Origin of the sequence: Gilliamella sp. B3127 (assembly GCF_026536935.1) — a bacterium.
In the GTDB taxonomy this organism is placed as follows: Bacteria; Pseudomonadota; Gammaproteobacteria; order Enterobacterales; family Orbaceae; genus Gilliamella; species Gilliamella apicola_E.
In genome coordinates, this window is the sequence record NZ_JAFNNI010000001.1 from 511,841 (window position 1) to 529,543 (window position 17,703).

Annotated in this window: 18 protein-coding genes; 14 read left to right on the top strand and 4 right to left on the bottom strand. The window is 35.3% G+C overall.

Annotated elements, in window-relative coordinates; genetic code table 11:
* The first annotated feature begins 4 nt into the window (after nucleotides 1-4).
* Together J3U00_RS02260 and J3U00_RS02265 are read left to right on the top strand one after the other, a co-directional pair.
* Nucleotides 5-976 carry a hypothetical protein gene (locus J3U00_RS02260; RefSeq protein ID WP_267331381.1) on the top strand — a complete coding sequence of 324 codons (972 nt, stop codon included), beginning with the start codon at nucleotides 5-7 and terminating at the stop codon, nucleotides 974-976.
* Nucleotides 977-1,034: 58 nt separating this feature from the next.
* Nucleotides 1,035-1,592, top strand: coding sequence for a hypothetical protein (locus J3U00_RS02265; RefSeq protein WP_267331382.1), 558 nt, complete (start codon nucleotides 1,035-1,037; stop codon nucleotides 1,590-1,592).
* Nucleotides 1,593-1,618: 26 nt separating this feature from the next.
* Here the strand turns inward: J3U00_RS02265 and yccS are convergent, their stop codons facing one another.
* A complete protein-coding gene (yccS, locus tag J3U00_RS02270) occupies nucleotides 1,619-3,709 on the bottom strand; it encodes a YccS family putative transporter (RefSeq protein ID WP_267331383.1) in 2,091 nt (696 codons plus the stop codon).
* A 335-nt stretch (nucleotides 3,710-4,044) separates the two neighbouring features.
* Here yccS and J3U00_RS02275 point away from each other — a divergent pair, with 335 nt between their 5' ends.
* Genes J3U00_RS02275 through hisM form a run of 3 tightly spaced genes read left to right on the top strand, consistent with a single transcriptional unit; the run spans nucleotide 4,045 to nucleotide 6,254 of the window.
* Complete coding sequence (locus J3U00_RS02275; protein ID WP_267331384.1) at nucleotides 4,045-4,833, top strand: lysine/arginine/ornithine ABC transporter substrate-binding protein; 789 nt, start codon at nucleotides 4,045-4,047, stop codon at nucleotides 4,831-4,833.
* A gap of 5 nt (nucleotides 4,834-4,838) precedes the next feature.
* On the top strand, nucleotides 4,839-5,522 hold the full coding sequence (locus tag J3U00_RS02280) for an ABC transporter permease (protein WP_065734523.1): 684 nt from the start codon (nucleotides 4,839-4,841) through the stop codon (nucleotides 5,520-5,522).
* Nucleotides 5,523-5,534: 12 nt separating this feature from the next.
* Nucleotides 5,535-6,254 (top strand): histidine ABC transporter permease HisM, encoded by a 720-nt coding sequence (gene hisM / locus J3U00_RS02285; protein ID WP_267331385.1) that lies wholly within the window; start codon nucleotides 5,535-5,537, stop codon nucleotides 6,252-6,254.
* Nucleotides 6,255-6,332: 78 nt separating this feature from the next.
* Here hisM and J3U00_RS02290 read toward each other — a convergent pair whose 3' ends face one another.
* Complete coding sequence (locus J3U00_RS02290) at nucleotides 6,333-6,713, bottom strand: hypothetical protein (protein ID WP_065734521.1); 381 nt, start codon at nucleotides 6,711-6,713, stop codon at nucleotides 6,333-6,335.
* A gap of 51 nt (nucleotides 6,714-6,764) precedes the next feature.
* Nucleotides 6,765-7,391, bottom strand: coding sequence for a transcriptional repressor LexA (lexA, locus tag J3U00_RS02295; protein WP_065734520.1), 627 nt, complete (start codon nucleotides 7,389-7,391; stop codon nucleotides 6,765-6,767).
* A gap of 323 nt (nucleotides 7,392-7,714) precedes the next feature.
* Here lexA and coaE point away from each other — a divergent pair, with 323 nt between their 5' ends.
* The 6 genes from coaE (at nucleotide 7,715) to J3U00_RS02325 (ending at nucleotide 13,481) form a co-directional block, all read left to right on the top strand.
* Entirely contained in the window at nucleotides 7,715-8,329 is a 615-nt protein-coding gene (gene coaE / locus J3U00_RS02300; protein ID WP_267331386.1) for a dephospho-CoA kinase, read from the top strand.
* A complete protein-coding gene (gene zapD / locus J3U00_RS02305; protein WP_267331387.1) occupies nucleotides 8,322-9,059 on the top strand; it encodes a cell division protein ZapD in 738 nt (245 codons plus the stop codon). Before coaE ends, zapD begins: the two co-directional genes overlap by 8 nt.
* A gap of 25 nt (nucleotides 9,060-9,084) precedes the next feature.
* Nucleotides 9,085-9,297: a DNA gyrase inhibitor YacG gene (yacG, locus tag J3U00_RS02310; protein WP_065734517.1), complete on the top strand. Its 213-nt coding sequence runs from the start codon at nucleotides 9,085-9,087 to the stop codon at nucleotides 9,295-9,297.
* Nucleotides 9,297-10,316 carry a tRNA (adenosine(37)-N6)-threonylcarbamoyltransferase complex transferase subunit TsaD gene (gene tsaD, locus J3U00_RS02315; RefSeq protein ID WP_065734516.1) on the top strand — a complete coding sequence of 340 codons (1,020 nt, stop codon included), beginning with the start codon at nucleotides 9,297-9,299 and terminating at the stop codon, nucleotides 10,314-10,316. Before yacG ends, tsaD begins: the two co-directional genes overlap by 1 nt.
* Before the next feature lie 31 nt (nucleotides 10,317-10,347).
* Nucleotides 10,348-12,105, top strand: coding sequence for a 30S ribosomal protein S12 methylthiotransferase accessory factor YcaO (gene ycaO, locus J3U00_RS02320; RefSeq protein ID WP_267331388.1), 1,758 nt, complete (start codon nucleotides 10,348-10,350; stop codon nucleotides 12,103-12,105).
* Between the two features lie 425 nt (nucleotides 12,106-12,530).
* Nucleotides 12,531-13,481 (top strand): carbohydrate kinase family protein, encoded by a 951-nt coding sequence (locus J3U00_RS02325; protein WP_267331389.1) that lies wholly within the window; start codon nucleotides 12,531-12,533, stop codon nucleotides 13,479-13,481.
* Between the two features lie 203 nt (nucleotides 13,482-13,684).
* On the opposite strand, the gene J3U00_RS02330 is transcribed toward J3U00_RS02325, so the two are convergent.
* Nucleotides 13,685-14,515: a shikimate 5-dehydrogenase gene (locus J3U00_RS02330; RefSeq protein WP_267331390.1), complete on the bottom strand. Its 831-nt coding sequence runs from the start codon at nucleotides 14,513-14,515 to the stop codon at nucleotides 13,685-13,687.
* A gap of 51 nt (nucleotides 14,516-14,566) precedes the next feature.
* On the opposite strand from J3U00_RS02330, the gene J3U00_RS02335 reads away from it, so the two are divergent.
* The 3 genes from J3U00_RS02335 to feoB all read left to right on the top strand — a co-directional run bounded on the left by J3U00_RS02335 (nucleotide 14,567) and on the right by feoB (nucleotide 17,693).
* A complete protein-coding gene (locus tag J3U00_RS02335; RefSeq protein WP_267331391.1) occupies nucleotides 14,567-14,962 on the top strand; it encodes a nitrous oxide-stimulated promoter family protein in 396 nt (131 codons plus the stop codon).
* Between the two features lie 194 nt (nucleotides 14,963-15,156).
* Complete coding sequence (locus J3U00_RS02340) at nucleotides 15,157-15,396, top strand: FeoA family protein (RefSeq protein WP_220224853.1); 240 nt, start codon at nucleotides 15,157-15,159, stop codon at nucleotides 15,394-15,396.
* Nucleotides 15,393-17,693, top strand: coding sequence for a Fe(2+) transporter permease subunit FeoB (feoB, locus tag J3U00_RS02345; RefSeq protein WP_267331392.1), 2,301 nt, complete (start codon nucleotides 15,393-15,395; stop codon nucleotides 17,691-17,693). The genes J3U00_RS02340 and feoB overlap by 4 nt, the downstream gene beginning before the upstream one ends.
* Nucleotides 17,694-17,703 lie beyond the last annotated feature (10 nt).

Here is a 17,703-nt window from a genome sequence, read left to right on the forward strand (position 1 = left end):
AACAATGAAAATAAAGTTATTAATATTATTATTACTGAGTTGTTTTGTAAATGCTAACGAGGAAATACAAAATCATTCAGATAAAACTCTAAATAAGTTAGATATTTTTACCGTTGAGGAAAAAGATAAACCAATTTTCTATTTTACTTCAGTATCAGAAAAAATTAACTTTGACCCAAATGATGAAAATGGAAAGGTACGAATTATTCCAAACTTAATTCCAGATGAAATAGGTAATTATAAGAAAGATAGCTATAAATTAACAAAAATCTATCGACAACGTTTTTTGAAAGAAGCTGGAATATCTGAAGACGATAATTTCTATCTTTATGATTACGAACATAATCGACTAATTACTTATCCTATTCGCAAATTAGAAGCTTTTGCAATCATAAATATTTATAGTATTGGTGAGTCTCCACATCATGATCAGCATAATTATCAATTTGGTTTTAAACTGAACCCTAAGCAATTATCCAATTTAAACCCTCATAATACATTTGTTTATATCGGTAAGAAAAATCCGTTTACTATGCAACAACTAACACGATTAGACTGGCGAAGAATTGACAATGAAGATTTTCCAAATGTCTCGAAAAATAACGATAAATCTGTTCAAAATAGCATTACTCTAAGCTATTTAGCTAAAGCGAAAGGATTAAATTACTATGTTCAAGACGAAATAATTAAGCATGAAAACTTTATTGAGCCCTATCATAGACAATTGTTAATACTTGATAATAAAAAAAACATTTTAACTAATATGGAATTCACTAATAGTGAAAGTTCTAGTATAGCAAATTTAACTGACACAGATTTTAATGAAATTTATAAAGACCAATGGGCTGGCGAATTGTTTAAAAATCAACCTTCAGTGATATTTGGATTTGAATCAATAACATTTATGTGTCCATATATTGATTATATTGATCCATCATATAAAAGTTTAATGATAAAATGTGATAATCGACATTAAGATTATAGAACAAGATAAAATTCAGCTTGAGAATATGTACTTAAGGAGTAGGTAAACAATGAAAAAAATACTAATTGTATCTATTATTTCTTTACTAAGCTTTGGTGCTTATTCTCAAACATCAGTGCATCCAAAAACAGTGAATCATTCACCATCAACTGAAAAAGTAAATCTTCATCAACTAACGTTTATTGATTATATAAAAGATAAAAAGCGATTTGCATTCGTTTCTGTGACAGATGATTTACTTGCTCATGGCGATAAATCAATTGAGGCTTTCTTTTTGATACCAGATGAAGAACGAACTCACTCAGATCCTGTCAATGCGCAATATTCAAAACCCTATTATTCAATTGACGGCAGATACCACGACATTTTTCTTGGCAAAATAGGTTTACCAAATTCGTCAATATTTATTTATGACAAAGCCACTAAGCAATCAGTATCATTTGATATTAAAGATCTCAAAATATCAGCGGTGATTAAACCGAATCAAAACCAAGGTCCATATTTCGAATCAGATTATTTATATGGTTTTGAAATTGATGCAGATAAAGTTAACAACTTCGAACAACCCTTAGTCTACATTGGTGAACAAAACCCATTTATCAAATAACGAAGTTAAATTAATAAGCATGCTGGTCAATTAGATTTTTCTTCAATTGAGGTAATTAAATCGATGATTTCCGGAAGAATATCCAAAATCAAAGCTAACTGTTGCATGACCAGCAAATCATTATCTTTATCATCATCGGACACAATCTCAAGATGATCATCCACCATTTTCTTTAAAGGAAGATATTCAGAGTCGATCTTCTTATTGCTCAAAATGGTAATAATATAAAGCGAAACATCATCAAATAGTTCAAGCGTGTGGGGCGAGATGTTTTTATCACGATGCGCCCCTAAGGTTGATAAGTAACTGATAAATGTATGATTAAGTGTCAATAATCGGAAACCTTGCTCAATCAGATCGGGTTTTACATGAGGCTCTTTGGTCATTAAGCTGATAAGTGAAGATAAATCGGCGTTACTATCATGTGCAGCTCGCCGTGCAACACGGTATTTAGGATCATTAGTTTTACCTGATACGTATTGACTACCAATTAGCGCCAAATAGTGACTATCATCATGACAGACTCGATCAAGTAATTTAGGTAAGTTTCTAAACTTCCAATCAGGCCAGATAAAACTGACCGCAAACCATGCAATAAAGCATCCAATTAACGTTGCTATAATACGTGATATTGCCACCGAAATACTACTTTCACCGATCAAGCTAAAACTAAAAAATACTAATAAAGTAATGAAAGCAGTCGCATAGGCATATTGCGAATTCTTAAATAGAAAAAATAACCAGCCGGTCAAAATAATCAACACTAATTGTGCTTCAATACTTGGAAATAAATAGGTTAACGGAATCCCGATGATGATCCCTAAAATTGTCCCGATTACTCGCAATTTTAAGCGGTATTTAGTGGTGGAATAGTTAGGTTGGCAAACAAATAAACTGGTTAAAATAATCCAATAGCCATGTGAAAGATGAGAAAAGAAAATCACCATATAACCCACAAAAAGCACTAGACTCATACGAATAGCATGACGAAATAATGATGATTTCAAAGTTAAATTTTGCTTAATTCGTGAAAATATATCATGAAAGCGAGTTAGTTCCTCATCAATCAACTGATTATCTTCTTGTATCTTAGATAAGTGTTGCTCGGTATCAATATTGGCCAATAATAAATCGATGGCTTGCAAATTTTGATAGAGATTTTGCAACGATTTAATAAATAACATATTGGCATTAGGATGCTGTTGATATTGGACGATTGCCTCTTCTAAATAAGCAAAATAACGAGCAAACAGCGGATCATGGTGATAAGTTTGATTTAATTTAATCGATACCGCCAATTTGGCACAAGCTTTAGCTTGTAAATTCAAAATTCTTGCAAAACGAAATAACAGATCGCTATGCTTAAAGTGTTCACTGAGTGCTTGATAATCACCATGAGAGGAGCTTGCTCGTTCGTGAATATCTTGGGCAACAAAATAATAACTAAGCATCTTTCTAATATAAGATTGCCCACGAAAGCCTTTTAAACGATTAAATAGCGAACGCTTGGTATCATTAAACGCATTAATCACTTGAGTGTTGCATTCTGTTAATTCAAGCGTTTGTCGTCTAAAGCCATCAGTTTCATCAGGATCAAACATCGCTGCTTTGGCATCAAGATAAAGTGATAATTTCAAGAAGCAATTTGCTAATGTCTGTTGAGTTGTACGAATCGGTTGTACTATAGATTCAATTAATGAAACAATGTTATACCAAAGTGCACCCAATAGTAGAAAGCAAGGCAGAGTATAGTTATCATCAAACAGATTGTGGCCCAGCATGGTATACGCAGCAATCAATAACGAACCAAAAGCAATCACGCCATATCGTTGTCCAAGCGTACCAAGCATAATAAACATAAACGTCGAGCTAACTAATCCAACAATAAATAACAAAGGAAAATTAAACAACAACTCGACCGAAAACGTTGCAATCGCAAAACAAACTAACGTAAGTAAAATATTAATACAGCGACTGAGCAACCGGGTATCAATCTCTGTCAGGCCTGCGGCAACCACGCCTAAAGTGAGTGGAATCACCAACGAAACTGAACCAAAATACCAAGGCACGAGCGTAGAGCCAGTTAAACTAACCAGCATACGAATACTAAATAGCAAATTACTGCTATAAAAAACTTTACGCAAAGATAAGATAAAAGAATGCACGTTATTTAGTGTTTGAAATGAGTTAACATCATAATGCAAAGCATACTATATAATTAGCGAAAGTAAATTTATTAATATCAAATCAGACTTAAAAGTATTGAATGGCATACTTTTTAAGCCAAAAAAAGTTGAGGAACGGGGTTTTTGAGGCCTAAAAATTCGCCTTTTAACAATGTTAATTATAACTTTTACTCAATTTTCACCCGCATGTTGATAATTTTTTTTTATTATTAATTCATTTAATAACACGCTATATTATGCGTTCAAAAATTTTATAGGATTAAATCATGAAGCGTCTATTTAAAATTGCCTCGATAGCGATGTTGTTAAGTTGTGCTTGGACAATTCAAGCCAAAGTGCCTGAATCGATTAAAATTGGGTCGGATACATCCTACGCGCCGTTTGATTTTATTGATAAAAATGGTGAAATCAGTGGCTTTAATATCGAAATCACCAAAGCACTTTGTGAAAAAGCCAAGATCAAATGTGAGTTTCAAACTACTGATTTTGATGCGTTAATTCCCTCTTTATTGTCACGCAAAATCGACATGATATCTTCTTCATTGATGATGACGGAAAAACGTAAAAAACAGATAGCTTTTTCCGACGAAATTTTTATTACTAATTCTCGCTTAATCGCAAAAAAAGGCTCTGATTTGTTACCAACCATTGAGTCATTAAAAGGTAAGCGGGTTGGCGTTGAGCAGGGGACTTCTCAAGAGCATTTTGCTAATGATAAGTGGCGCCCAAATGGTGTAGTGATTGTGCCATATCAAAATCAGTTACAAGTGTTTTCGGATTTAGCAGCGGGGCGTTTAGATGCGGCATTGCAAGATGAGATTACTGGTAGATACGCCTTTTTAAAACAGCCTCAAGGTAAAGACTTTGCGTTCGCTGGTGATGTACTTAGTGATAAAGGCTATTTTGATGTTGGTGTTGGGCTAGGATTCCGTAAAAAGGATGATGAGCTTCGTGAAGCGTTTAATCAGGCACTTGTTGAAATTTTAAATGATGGCACCTATAAGAAAATCAATGATAAGTATTTTGATTTTAGCGTTTATGGCAATAAAAAATAAATTATATGCAAGGCTATAGTTCATTAATATTACAAGGTGCACTAGTTACAATTGAATTAGCGATTTGTTCGCTAATTCTTGCCATAATGATGGGGGTAGTTTGTGCTCTTGGCAAATTATCTCAAAAGCCTATTTTGCAACTACTTTGTCAGGCTTATACCTCATTAATTCGCGGTGTGCCTGATTTAGTGTTGATGATGCTGATCTTTTTCGGTTTGCAATTTTTGTTAAACAGCATTACTGATTTTTTTGAAGCTGATATGATCGAAATCAATCCTTTTGTGGCAGGTATTATAACCTTAGGATTTATCTACGGTGCTTATTTTACCGAAACCTTCCGCGGTGCTTTTCAATCGGTTCCCAAAACATTAATTGATGCTGCTACTGCATTAGGCTTAAACAAGCGTCAAGTTTTTATCTATGTGCGATTCCCATTGATGATGCGTTATGCTCTTCCCGGAGTTGCTAATAATTGGTTAGTCATTTTAAAAGCCACGGCACTTGTATCATTATTAGGATTGTTCGATCTAGTAAAAGCAACCAAAACCGCTGGCGAGGCAACCTATCAACCGCTATTTTTTGCCTTACTAGCCGGAGCGTTTTATCTATTTTTTACTTCTATATCTAATGTTGTTTTATGGTGGCTTGAGAAACATTATTCCGCCGGTGTCACTAAAGCAAAATTATAATCGAGCCATATTATGTTAGAAATCATTCAAGATTATTGGAAAGCTCTATTATGGTCGGATGGCTACCATATTACAGGTCTGGCAATGACGCTTTGGATCTTGATTCTGTCCGTATCATTAGGTGGGATTTTAGCGTTAGTGTTAGCGGTGGGGCGAAATGCTAACCATGTCTTCATTAAATGGCCGATTTATTTGTTTACTTATGTTTTTCGTGGGACGCCACTTTATGTGCAGTTATTGATTATCTATACCGGCATATATACATTAAGTTTTGTTAGCGAACATAAGTATTTAAGTGACTTTTTCCAAAGTGGATTAAATTGTACTATTTTAGCTTTTACACTCAATACTTGCGCGTACACTACTGAGGTTTTTGCTGGTGCGATTCGTAATGTACCAAGTGGTGAAATTCAGGCCGCTACCGCACTTGGTTTTAATCGCTGGCAATTGTATCGCTATATTATTTTACCAAGAGCTTTTCGAATTGCATTGCCTGCTTATAGCAATGAAGTGATTTTTATGTTGCACTCAACCGCATTAGCTTTTACTGTGACGGTTCAAGATGTGATGAAGATTGCCCGTGATATTTATGCTGAAACCTATCAACCATTTCATGCCTTTGGGATTACAGCGGTGATCTATTTGTGTGTGAGTTTTGTTCTGATTTTTGGCTTTAAACAACTTGAAAAACATTGCTTAGCTTACATGCGGGTTAATGAAAAAGTGATATAAAAAAGCCAATCAAATAGAATTTTACCAAATAAAAAAACAGGCAACGTTTTGCATTGCCTGTTTTTAGAATCAACCAATTTAATTGATGATTAAATCATCAGCAGGCACTCCGTCACCATGACTATCACCACCATCTTTGGCACCAGGCAGTGCTCGGGTGCGGTCAATTGGTAAAAAGTTACCGTTTGAAGTTTCGATTTGACACTCACTCCAAAAGATAGAATATTTGGTGTTAGCGTGCATACTTTCACCACGGAAATAACATTTTGCAGCGCTGTATAAATCATTTCGACAAATGAGTGCTATTAGTAACCAAACACAAACTACGGCAATCGAAATCCATTTTAAATTGTGCCACAAAAAAGACCAAAAACCTTGTTTACGAATACGACAGTAAGCGAAGACTAATAATATAACGCCAACAAATCCTAAAAATTCATATACCCAAAATAACCACATATTGTTATCCCCTAAGCAACAATTATTGGATATTTTATACTAACTTTAAGATTACATCCATGAACCATTACGAATAATACCAACCGCGATACCTTCAATGGCAAAATTTTGTTGCTCTAAATCAACATCGATTGGCGCAAATTCAGGATTTTCCGCAAGAAGTTTTACATGCCTTCCTTTTTGCGATAATCGTTTTACGGTGACTTCGTCATCAATGCGCGCAACAACCACTTGGCCGTTTTTTACATCTTGAGTTTTGTGAACGGCAAGTAAATCACCATCTAAAATACCAATATCCTTCATTGACATGCCTTGTACTCTTAATAAAAAGTCAGCTTGTGGTTTGAATAATGCTGGTGACATTTGATAATGGCTTTCGATATGTTCTTGTGCCAAAATTGGTGAGCCAGCGGCTACTTTACCAATTAAAGGGATGCCTTCAAAGTCGGATGCGTCATCAGGTTGTTCAAGTAATAAACGAATTCCGCGAGATGATCCAGCAATCATCTCAATTGCCCCTTTTTTAGCTAATGCTTTTAAATGTTCTTCAGCTGCATTGGCTGATCGGAATCCTAATTTTTGGGCAATTTCAGCTCGAGTCGGTGGCATACCGGTTGTTTGGATGTTTTCTTTAATTAAATCATAAATTTGTTGTTGGCGTTCGGTTAATGGTCTCATGGTTTATTCCTGTTTTTATATACAGATACATGTGATTATATACAGCTATACAAACAAAACAACTGTTTTATCTAATTTTTTTGATATTGGACATTAAAAAATCCACAAAAAGTATTATTTTTGATCTAAATCACAAAATATGGAGGCATTTTTTCATCAAAATGCGTTATTGATGATATTCTGACAGAGATGATTTAAATGTTTTATGTGGGACCTTTTGCGGGCAATTATTAAAATTATTTTAGGTATAGATGCTATATATTCTGTTGCCCAGTTGTATGATATAATCCCTTAATATAGTCATTTTAGTTGGAATTTGATTTATGTCTTATATTGTTGCCCTTAGTGGAGGCATTGCAAGTGGTAAAAGTACCATAGCCCATCTATTTGCTCAATTAGGCGTTCCAATTATTGATGCTGACATTATTGCTCGCCAAGTGGTTGAAGTAGGTACGCCTGCTTTGGAGCAAATTACTAAACATTTTAGCCAAGAAATCTTGTTAGAAAATGGTGAATTAGACCGTAGCCAATTAAGAGAGATCATTTTTAACAATGATCATGAACGGTTATGGTTAAATAATTTATTGCACCCGATTATTGCACAAGAGATGCAAAAACAGTTTGCTCAGCAAACCAAACCTTATGTGATATGGGTGGTGCCTTTATTAATTGAGAACAATTTACACCAGTTGGCTGATCGCGTTTTGATGATTGATATTCCAGAAGCGTTACAATTAGAACGCCTGATTAATCGAGATAGAATTAGTGAGTCATTGGCAAAAAAAATGATTGCAACACAGGTTTGTTTGACCGATCGTTTAGCCTTTGCCGATGATATTATTGTGAATGATGGTGATTTAGAGTCACTGAAAATTCAAGTAGATAACTTGCATAAGCAATATCTACATAACTTAAAAGTTAAGAATAGCTATGAATAACATAATTTTCGAACATCCATTAAATGAAAGAATGCGTACTTGGTTACGGATCGAGTTTTTACTTAAACAATTACATTTACATCGCCATTTCACACAAAATAATGCATTATTGTTTTTTCATGCATTATCAGAATTATTAGAAATCGTTGAGCGTAATGATGTTAAAGGCGATTTAATTAAAGAGATCGAAGCTCAAAAACAGAAAATACTATCTTGGATTGAACTTGATGGTGTAGATAAAGAGTTACTTGGCGATATGCTTAAAAAATATGATCTTTTTTTAACAAAGTTTAATTCGAGTTTACGCTTAGGACAAGCTTTGAAAGATGACCGTTTTATTACGGCAATTCGTCAGCGTTTGATGATCCCAGGTGGATGTTGTAGTTTTGATTTACCATCATTTCATTTATGGTTAAATCAAACACAAGAAAAACGCAATTCACAAGTTGATGAGTGGTTAAAACATATTGCGGTACTTGATGAGCCTTTGAAAGCTTGTTTACAATTTATTCGACAATTAGGCGAATTTAGTCTTTTCACTTGTACCAACAATTTCTTCCAAGAAACCAATGGTGATGTGAGTTTGATTCGAATTCGTGTTGCTTTGGATAAAAATGTTTATCCTCAAGTATCCGGTCACATGTCTCGTTATAGTATTCGTTTTTTACCCCTTTATGCTGGCGATAATAACAATATTGATGCAATCGAATTTGAACTTGCATGTTGTTAGTCAAATAGAATTTAAGAGCGTTTAAATGAATAAAAATACCATTGTAAAATGTCCTACCTGCCAAAAAGATGTTGAATGGTCTGAAAAAAGTCCATATCGTCCGTTTTGTAGTAAACGTTGCCAATTGATTGATTTAGGTGATTGGGCCACAGAAGAACATCGCATCGCTGATAAAGAACTTTCTGAACAAGATCTTTGGAGTGAAGACGAAATTTCTGATCTGATGAGTAAACATTAATGAAGATTTTAGGCATTGAAACCTCGTGCGATGAGACGGGGATTGCTATTTATGATGACAAACAAGGTCTTATCGCCAATCAACTCTATTCACAAATCAAATTACATGCTGATTACGGTGGCGTCGTACCTGAGCTCGCCTCGCGCGATCATATTCGTAAGACGGTACCGCTCATTCAAGCTGCATTGAAAGAAGCAAATTTAAAACCCAGTGATATTGACGGCGTGGCTTATACCGCTGGGCCTGGGTTAATTGGTGCATTAATGGTTGGTGCTTCTATCGGTCGCTCGCTTGCTTATGCTTGGAATGTGCCTGCGGTTGCGGTGCACCATATGGAAGGCCATTTACTCGCGCCGATGTTAGAAGATAATCCGCCTGAGTTTCCTTTTGTTGCTTTGCTCGTATCCGGTGGTCATACTCAATTAATTAAAGTCACTGGTGTTGGCGAATATGAGTTACTTGGCGAATCGATTGATGATGCCGCAGGTGAAGCGTTCGACAAAACAGCAAAATTATTAGGTTTGGATTATCCTGGTGGCGCTAAATTATCTAAACTTGCTGAGCAAGGTGATGCGTCACGTTTTCATTTTCCAAGACCGATGACAGATAGACCGGGTTTAGATTTTAGTTTTTCCGGTCTAAAAACGGCTGCAGCAAATACTATTCATCAACAAGGGCAAGATCTTGACGAGCAAAGCAAAGCTGATATTGCTAGAGCATTTGAAGATGCATTAGTCGATACGTTGTTGATTAAATCACGTCGAGCTTTAGATCTCACCGGTTTTAATCGTTTAGTTATCGCTGGTGGTGTTAGCGCCAATAAAACGTTACGCCGTAAATTAGCTCAACTAATGGCTGAGCGAAAAGGGCAGGTATATTATCCGAGATTAGAATTTTGTACAGATAATGGTGCGATGATTGCTTATGCAGGTATGATCCATCTTAAATCCTCACAATTTGCTGATCTGGCAATAGAAGTTAAACCAAGATGGCCATTAAGTGAACTTAATGACAAATAAATTGTTCAAGCTATATTAAAAAGGTTTTTTAATGAAAACATTTATCCCCGGTAAAGATGCAGCACTTGAAGATTCGATTAACTATTTTCAGCAACAATTGGAAAAATTTGACTTAGTTGTTAAAGAAGCATCTTGGCTTAATCCTGTACCTAACGTATGGTCGGTACATATTCAAAATACTAAATGTCCACTCTGTTTTGCTAACGGTAAAGGCGCCAGCAAAAAAGCGGCATTAGCTTCTGCTCTTGGTGAGTATTTTGAAAGGCTTTCAACCAATTACTTTTTTTCTGATTTTTATTTAGGTGAAAAAGCTGCCAATAGTGAATTTGTTCATTATCCAACTGAAAAATGGTTTACGATACCGAAAGATAATAGCTTACCTAAAGGATTATTATCGCCAAAATTACTCAAGTTTTATGATCCGGATCATGAATTAACTGCTACCGATTTAATTGATTTACAGTCAAGTAATGGTGAACGTGGGATTTGTGCTTTACCGTTTGTACAACAATCCGATGGTCAAACCATCTATGTACCGGTTAACTTAATAGCTAACTTATATGCTTCTAATGGAATGTCAGCAGGCAATACTCCAAACGAAGCACGAGTACAAGGTTTGTCAGAAATATTCGAACGTTACACTAAAAATAGAATTATTACTGAGGCAATCAGTCTGCCAACCATACCTGTCGAAGTACTCAATCGTTATCCAGCAGTATTAGCTGCAATCGACGCTCTAGAAAACGAAGGCTTCCCGATTTACTGCTTTGATGGCTCATTAGGTGGCGAATTCCCCGTTATTTGTGTTGTTTTATTTAATCTTCAAAATGGTACTTGTTATGCCTCTTTCGGTGCACACCCTAATTTTGGTGTGGCTCTTGAGCGAACCGTTACCGAACTCTTACAAGGCCGAAGTCTTAAAGATTTGGATGTGTTTTCACCACCAAGTTTTGATAATGATGATGTTGCTGATTTAAGCAACTTAGAAACGCATTTTATTGATTCAAGTGGCTTAATCTCGTGGGATCTGTTTAATGAAAAACCGGATTATGAATTTGTAGATTGGGATTTTTCAGGATCGACAGAGCAAGAATTTGCCAATTTAATGGCAATTTTTAATCGTCATCAAATTGAAGTCCTGATCATGGATTACCAACATCTTGGGGTTTATGCTTGCCGTATTTTAGCTGTCGGCATGTCAGAAATCTATCCACCTGAAGATCTATTGATCGCAAACAATAATATGGCGATCCATTTACGCGATTTGATCTTATCGCTTCCTCATCAAAAGCATACAGCAAAAGAGTTGCTGGCAATTATTGAACAGTTCGATGATGAAGGTTTAGATGATTTTGCTCGTGTTCGTGAACTGCTTGGCATTGCAACAGGTAAAGATAATGCATGGCTGACTTTACGAATTGGTGAATTAAAAGCTATGCTGGCATTAGCCGCTGGTGATTTACCGCAAGCAAAATTGTGGATCGATTGGACGGTTGAAATGAACGAATCCATCTTTACACCTGAACGTAACCATGCTTATCGTTGTTTGCAAACCTTAGTGAATTTTATTATTGAACGAGGCGAAAACCAATTTAGTGATTACCAAAATGCATTCAATAAAATGTATGGAAAAACTTGCGTTGACGAAATGTGGCAATATGCAACAGGCAAAAAACAGTTTTTTGGCCTCGCTGATTTGATTAGCAATGAGCATAATCATCCAATGGATCAATTTGTGATGCATCAAAAACTTTTAGAGGTCTACAACAAATTAAAGCAGACCATGTAAAATTGCTGTTTTTTAAGATAAATCATTATTTAAAGAGAAAGCATTCATCATCAGTGATAAACCTAAACCGTCTTTGCTGATAATTTTATGTACATTTGAATTTGATATTTAGTGATAAAAGGACTATATTTGAGACACCTATCACAAAATTTAAGTTTTATGCTTACTAAACTTAAAAAATTCACTTAGCATAAAATGAATCCTTAAACGGGTTGTTCTATAATAATATATTATAGTTTTATATGATAAAGCCTTTTTGAGGCATCGTTTTTCTAAAAGCAATAAGTAGATTCCCTTATTGCTTTTCATTTTCTCTCTAGCAGTTTGAACGCTGGCATAATTATTTAAATCAAGTCGAACAAAGTTAAGTCAAAAATTTTCAATTTTTAGTTTTTTTAAATTAATCCATTTATTGAGGCTAAATGATGACAATTCTTACCGTAGGTTTTGCTTGTTTAGATCTAGTTTGTTTTACTTCACCTAATTTAGAAAAAAACGGTGTTATCCCGCCAGATAATATAGTCCGTTGTGGAGGTGGTTCTTGTGCTAATACGGCTTATTTGCTCGCACTTTGGGGCGAAGCTATTTATCACATTAGTCATTTAAATAATGATTCCTATGGTAATCAGATTGTTTCTGAACTTACCGATGCAGGCGTGAATACTGAGCAATTTATTTTTTCAGAAAAAATGATCACCCCATTAGAAGCAATCACTATTGATGAACAAACCGGAACGCAAACCGTTATATCGCACCGATTAACCACTCCACCAAAATTAACTGATGATGAAAAAAATAAACTCAATCACTTTATGCAAACCATTTGTGGCTACAATATTGTTATTTTAGTCGATGGATATGAAGCCGAATTAAGTGAATATATCATCAAGAATTTACCTAAAACGAAAGTTATTATGAGTATAGATAGTCTGTCTGATTCGAGTCTGTACCTAGCTCAACATGCAGATTATGTCATTGTAACTGAGCAATTTGCGTGTGCATTTTTAAAAATAAAATCCTTTAGTGATAAGAAAACAATTAAAGACGCATTTAAAAAATTGCGTAGTTTAACTAGCGGTAAAGTCATCATCCGCATGGGTGAAAAGGGAAGTGCATATCTTGCTCGTCAAGACGTCATCATTATTCCCGGTTTTAAAAATCAATCGATTGATAAGATGACCGAAAGTGATATTTTTCAGGGCGCTTTTGCTTACGGCATTAGTTATGATTGGCCATTAGAAAAGACCCTATTATTTGCAAATCTATCAGTTGCTGCTGTTAACCAGCAAAAAAGAGGGCGAAGCGCTATGCCAAACTTGGTTGATATTAATCGAGTAGGTAAAACGTTTAGTAAGCATTTTACTTCCTATTTTTAATTAATGATATTTTATAGAAGGTTTGCAAACATCAAAAACCCCGCTCCTCAACTTTTTTTGGAGTAAAAAAGGGGGCTTCGAGTTTTTCTATTAAACAGATTTTAGGTAAGTTTGGACGTTTTAACCTGTATTTCATTAAGGAATAAACGTCCGAACCAAGAGATTTTTTAGAGTGTGCTTTACAAATTATGTTATCAATGAGATTAACCTTGTCTGGCAAACTCAGCAGCTTGATTGATGAGTTCATCGCTAGGCGTAACACCGGTGTACAAAATAAATTGTTCAACGGCTTGTAACACAACAACATCTGCACCGGTAATGACAGTTTTATTTAATTTTTTTGCATAATTAATTAGTGGTGTTTCAATTGGTAGGGCGACCACATCAAATACAATATCGGTATGATTAATCAGGACTTCACTAAATGCTAGTTGATCTGCTTCAACGCCACCTTGCATACCAATAGGGGTCACATTAATAATTAATTTTGCTTGTTCTGGCGTAATGGTTGATTCATCCTTAACCCATTTATAATTGTAACGCTCAGCTAAAGCTTCGCCTTTAATCTGATTTCGGGCACATACAATCCCATGTTTAAAACCAGCATCATAAAAAGCGCCAATTACCGCATTAGCCATGCCTCCACTGCCTTTTAAAACAAATGGCGTGTTGTTGTTAATATGATTTGCCTTAATTAGTTTTTCTACAGCAATATAGTCGGTGTTATACGCTTTTAAATAGTGGTCGGTATTAACGATCGTATTCACTGCTTGAATGGATTGTACTGATACATCTAATTCATCAATAAATTCTATACAAGCTTGCTTATAAGGCATCGAAATTGCACAACCACGAATAGATAATGCTTTAATGCCATAAATTGCATCTTTCAAATTATTGGTGGTGAAGGCTTTATAGATATAATTTAGATCCAATTTTTCATATAAATAATTATGAAAGCGAGTACCAAAATTACTTGGTCTAGCTGAAAGTGACATACAAACAGTAGTATCTTTGTTGATAATTCTTGCCATTAACCAAAATCCTTGTGATCATACTAATTAATTTAGTATTCTAGCATCTTTTTGACCGATATATATTTAATTATGGTTGCAAACAACACTGGCCCCAAAATAAATCAGGAAAAAAACACAGTAAAAGTGATGATATATCTTTATTGTCACCAAAAACACCACACCTCAAAAAACCAGTTATGCGATGAGTGTAATGATCTATTACAGTATGCTATGCAACGATTGACTATGTGCCGATTTGGCGAGTCTAAAACTACCTGCGAACTCTGTTTAAAACATTGTTACCGTAAAGACTACAAACAGCGAATAAAAGAAGTCATGCGTTATTCTGGTCCAAGAATGATGATTTATCACCCTATAATGGCTATCAAGCATCTTAATAAAAACTTAAAAACGATTTTGAAGAGATTTGTAGAAAAGCGCTTTTCTAATGCAAAAAAAAGTTGAGGAGCGGGGTTTTTGAGCCTTGAATTATCAACTTTTGTCAGGGTTATCTTCTAATTTGCCTATAAATTCAATTGTTTTCACTTATTTTAGATGTTCTTTGCGATTTGTTCGCAGTTAAACACTAAAAATGCGAATGATTATCTTTTAAAATGTTGCCATTTATTGAAATACAACCGTATTTGATAGGAAGTATGATGTCTGTATTCACGCTTGAACACCTTTCTATAGGGCATGAGGCTGTTGTTAAACGCCTGTTACCTGACTCTTTACCTTTTCGAAGCAAACTTTTAGCTATGGGAATGACACCCGGATGTAAATTGAAGGTATTACGAATCGCACCACTAGGCGATCCGATTGAAATAAGTCTTCGCGGTTTTTTGCTCTGTTTGCGTCGACGTGAAGCAGCAGCCATCGAAGTTGAGGTAGCTGCATGAAAATTGCGTTAATTGGCAATCCCAATTGTGGTAAAACCACTTTATTTAATTTGTTAACTGGCTCAAAGCAGCGTGTTGGTAATTGGCCTGGTGTGACGGTTGAGCATAAGTCAGGCTCATTTGATTATCAAAATACACAGTATGATGTTGTTGATTTGCCTGGAACTTATTCCATTGAGTCAGATTCAACCGCTCAAGATGAATTTATTACTCGTCAGTTTTTGTTAACAGACAAAGACAGTTTGATTGTTAATGTTATTGATGCAACCAATTTGCAACGTAGCTTGTATTTAACTTTTCAGCTAATTGATATGCAAGTACCGATGATAATTGTGCTTAATATGGTTGATGCACTTACAGCGATGGGGGAAAAGTTAAATATCGCTAAACTCTCGAAACTATTAGGTTGCCCAGTTGTGGCTATCTCATCTACGCAAAAGACGGGATTAACACAATTTTATCAGCAAATACAAATTAGCACTCTAGATCTGAAAATAGCAAAACCAACAATAGATACCTTAAATTGGGATTCAAAAGTGATCTTTAATCGCTACTTGCATGAATTACCCGTGACGAGCAAAATCCATCAATTTAACCGGTGGCAATTAATAGAAGCATTGCTTAATGGTTCTGATCCCTCATTTGATTTAGTTGAAAATGAGAAGTTAGAGACTTGTCGTCGTTTGGTATCGATTAATTTTGATTATCAAGTTGATGTAGCCTTAGCCTCTATACGTTACGATACGATTGATATGGTTTGCAAAATGGTGGTCGATAAACCTCGTGAGGCCAGCTTAAATCTTACTGAAAAATTGGATAAATTAGCTTTAGGACGCTTTACTGGGATTCCATTCTTTTTGTTTGCAATGTATGCCATGTTTTTGGTTGCGATTAATTTTGGTTCGGTTTTTGTTGATTTTTTTGAAGGTATTTTTAGTACGATTTTTGTTGATGGCTTTAATTACCTTTTAAATATGCTACATGCCCCAACTTGGTTAACGGTTATTTTAGCTGACGGGCTTGGTAATGGGATCACGACTGTATCAACATTTATTCCAGTTATTGCGGCGATGTTTTTTGTTTTATCTTTTTTGGAAGATTCAGGTTATTTAGCTCGAGCTGCGATGATTGTAGATCGTTTTATGCGATGTATCGGACTGCCCGGTAAAGCCTTTGTACCAATGTTAATGGGATTTGGTTGTGGCGTGCCAGCTATTATGGGGACAAGAACATTAGATAGCCCACGTGATCGTCTCTTATCTATTTGTCTAATTCCTTTTATGTCTTGTAGTGCACGTTTGCCAGTTTATGCATTGTTTGCTGTGATATTCTTTCCTAATTATGCATCGGTTGTGGTTTTTATGTTGTATTTACTTGGTATTTTTGTGGCAATGCTGACCGGTTTTGTCTTAAAAAATACTTTACTACAAGGCGAATTAACACCATTTATTATGGAAATGCCGGTATATCGTATTCCGACTTTACGCAGTATGTTGCGAATAACTTGCCAACGGCTAAAAAGCTTTGTTTTACGTGCAGGTAAAGCAATTGTAGTGATGGTGACAGTACTTAGCATATTAAACTCATGGGGTGTTGATGGTTCGTTTGGGCATGAAAATTCAAATGACTCTATGCTATCTGTTATTGGCCAAAAAGTGACGCCAGCTTTTACACCAATGGGGATTGATAAACAAAATTGGCCAGCTACCGTGGGTATTTTTACCGGAATTTTTGCCAAAGAATCAGTGGTTGCAACTTTAAATTCACTCTATTCAATGGATCATCATGAGCAAGAAGAGTTTTCATTTTATGGTGGAATTAAGTCAGCTTTTTTCACGATTCCTGCTCATCTTATTGATTTAGCAAACTCAATTGGCGATCCACTCGGGCTCGTTAATCAAGATAGCCGACAAGATGAATTATCTGTTGATTCAATTACGATAACTAAAATAAGCAATTCTTTCATTACTTCAACTTCTGCCATTGCTTATCTCATTTTTATTCTACTATACACACCCTGTGCAGCAGCATTAGGCACCATTTATCGTGAGGCAGGGCTAAAATGGATGATCTTTGTTGCAGTTTGGACATTTGTTATTGGGTGGTTATGTGCAACGGTTTATTACCAATCTAGTCTATTAGGCCATTCAACATTTGCACCATATTGGCTAACTGGTATAGGGGTATTTATTATTCTGACTTTTGTTGTTATGCGTAAACTTGGGAATTTGCCATGCTTTAATCATTATCAGTTACCTAAACCACGCACAAACAATAAATCGGCTTGTTGTGAATAATAGATTTTAA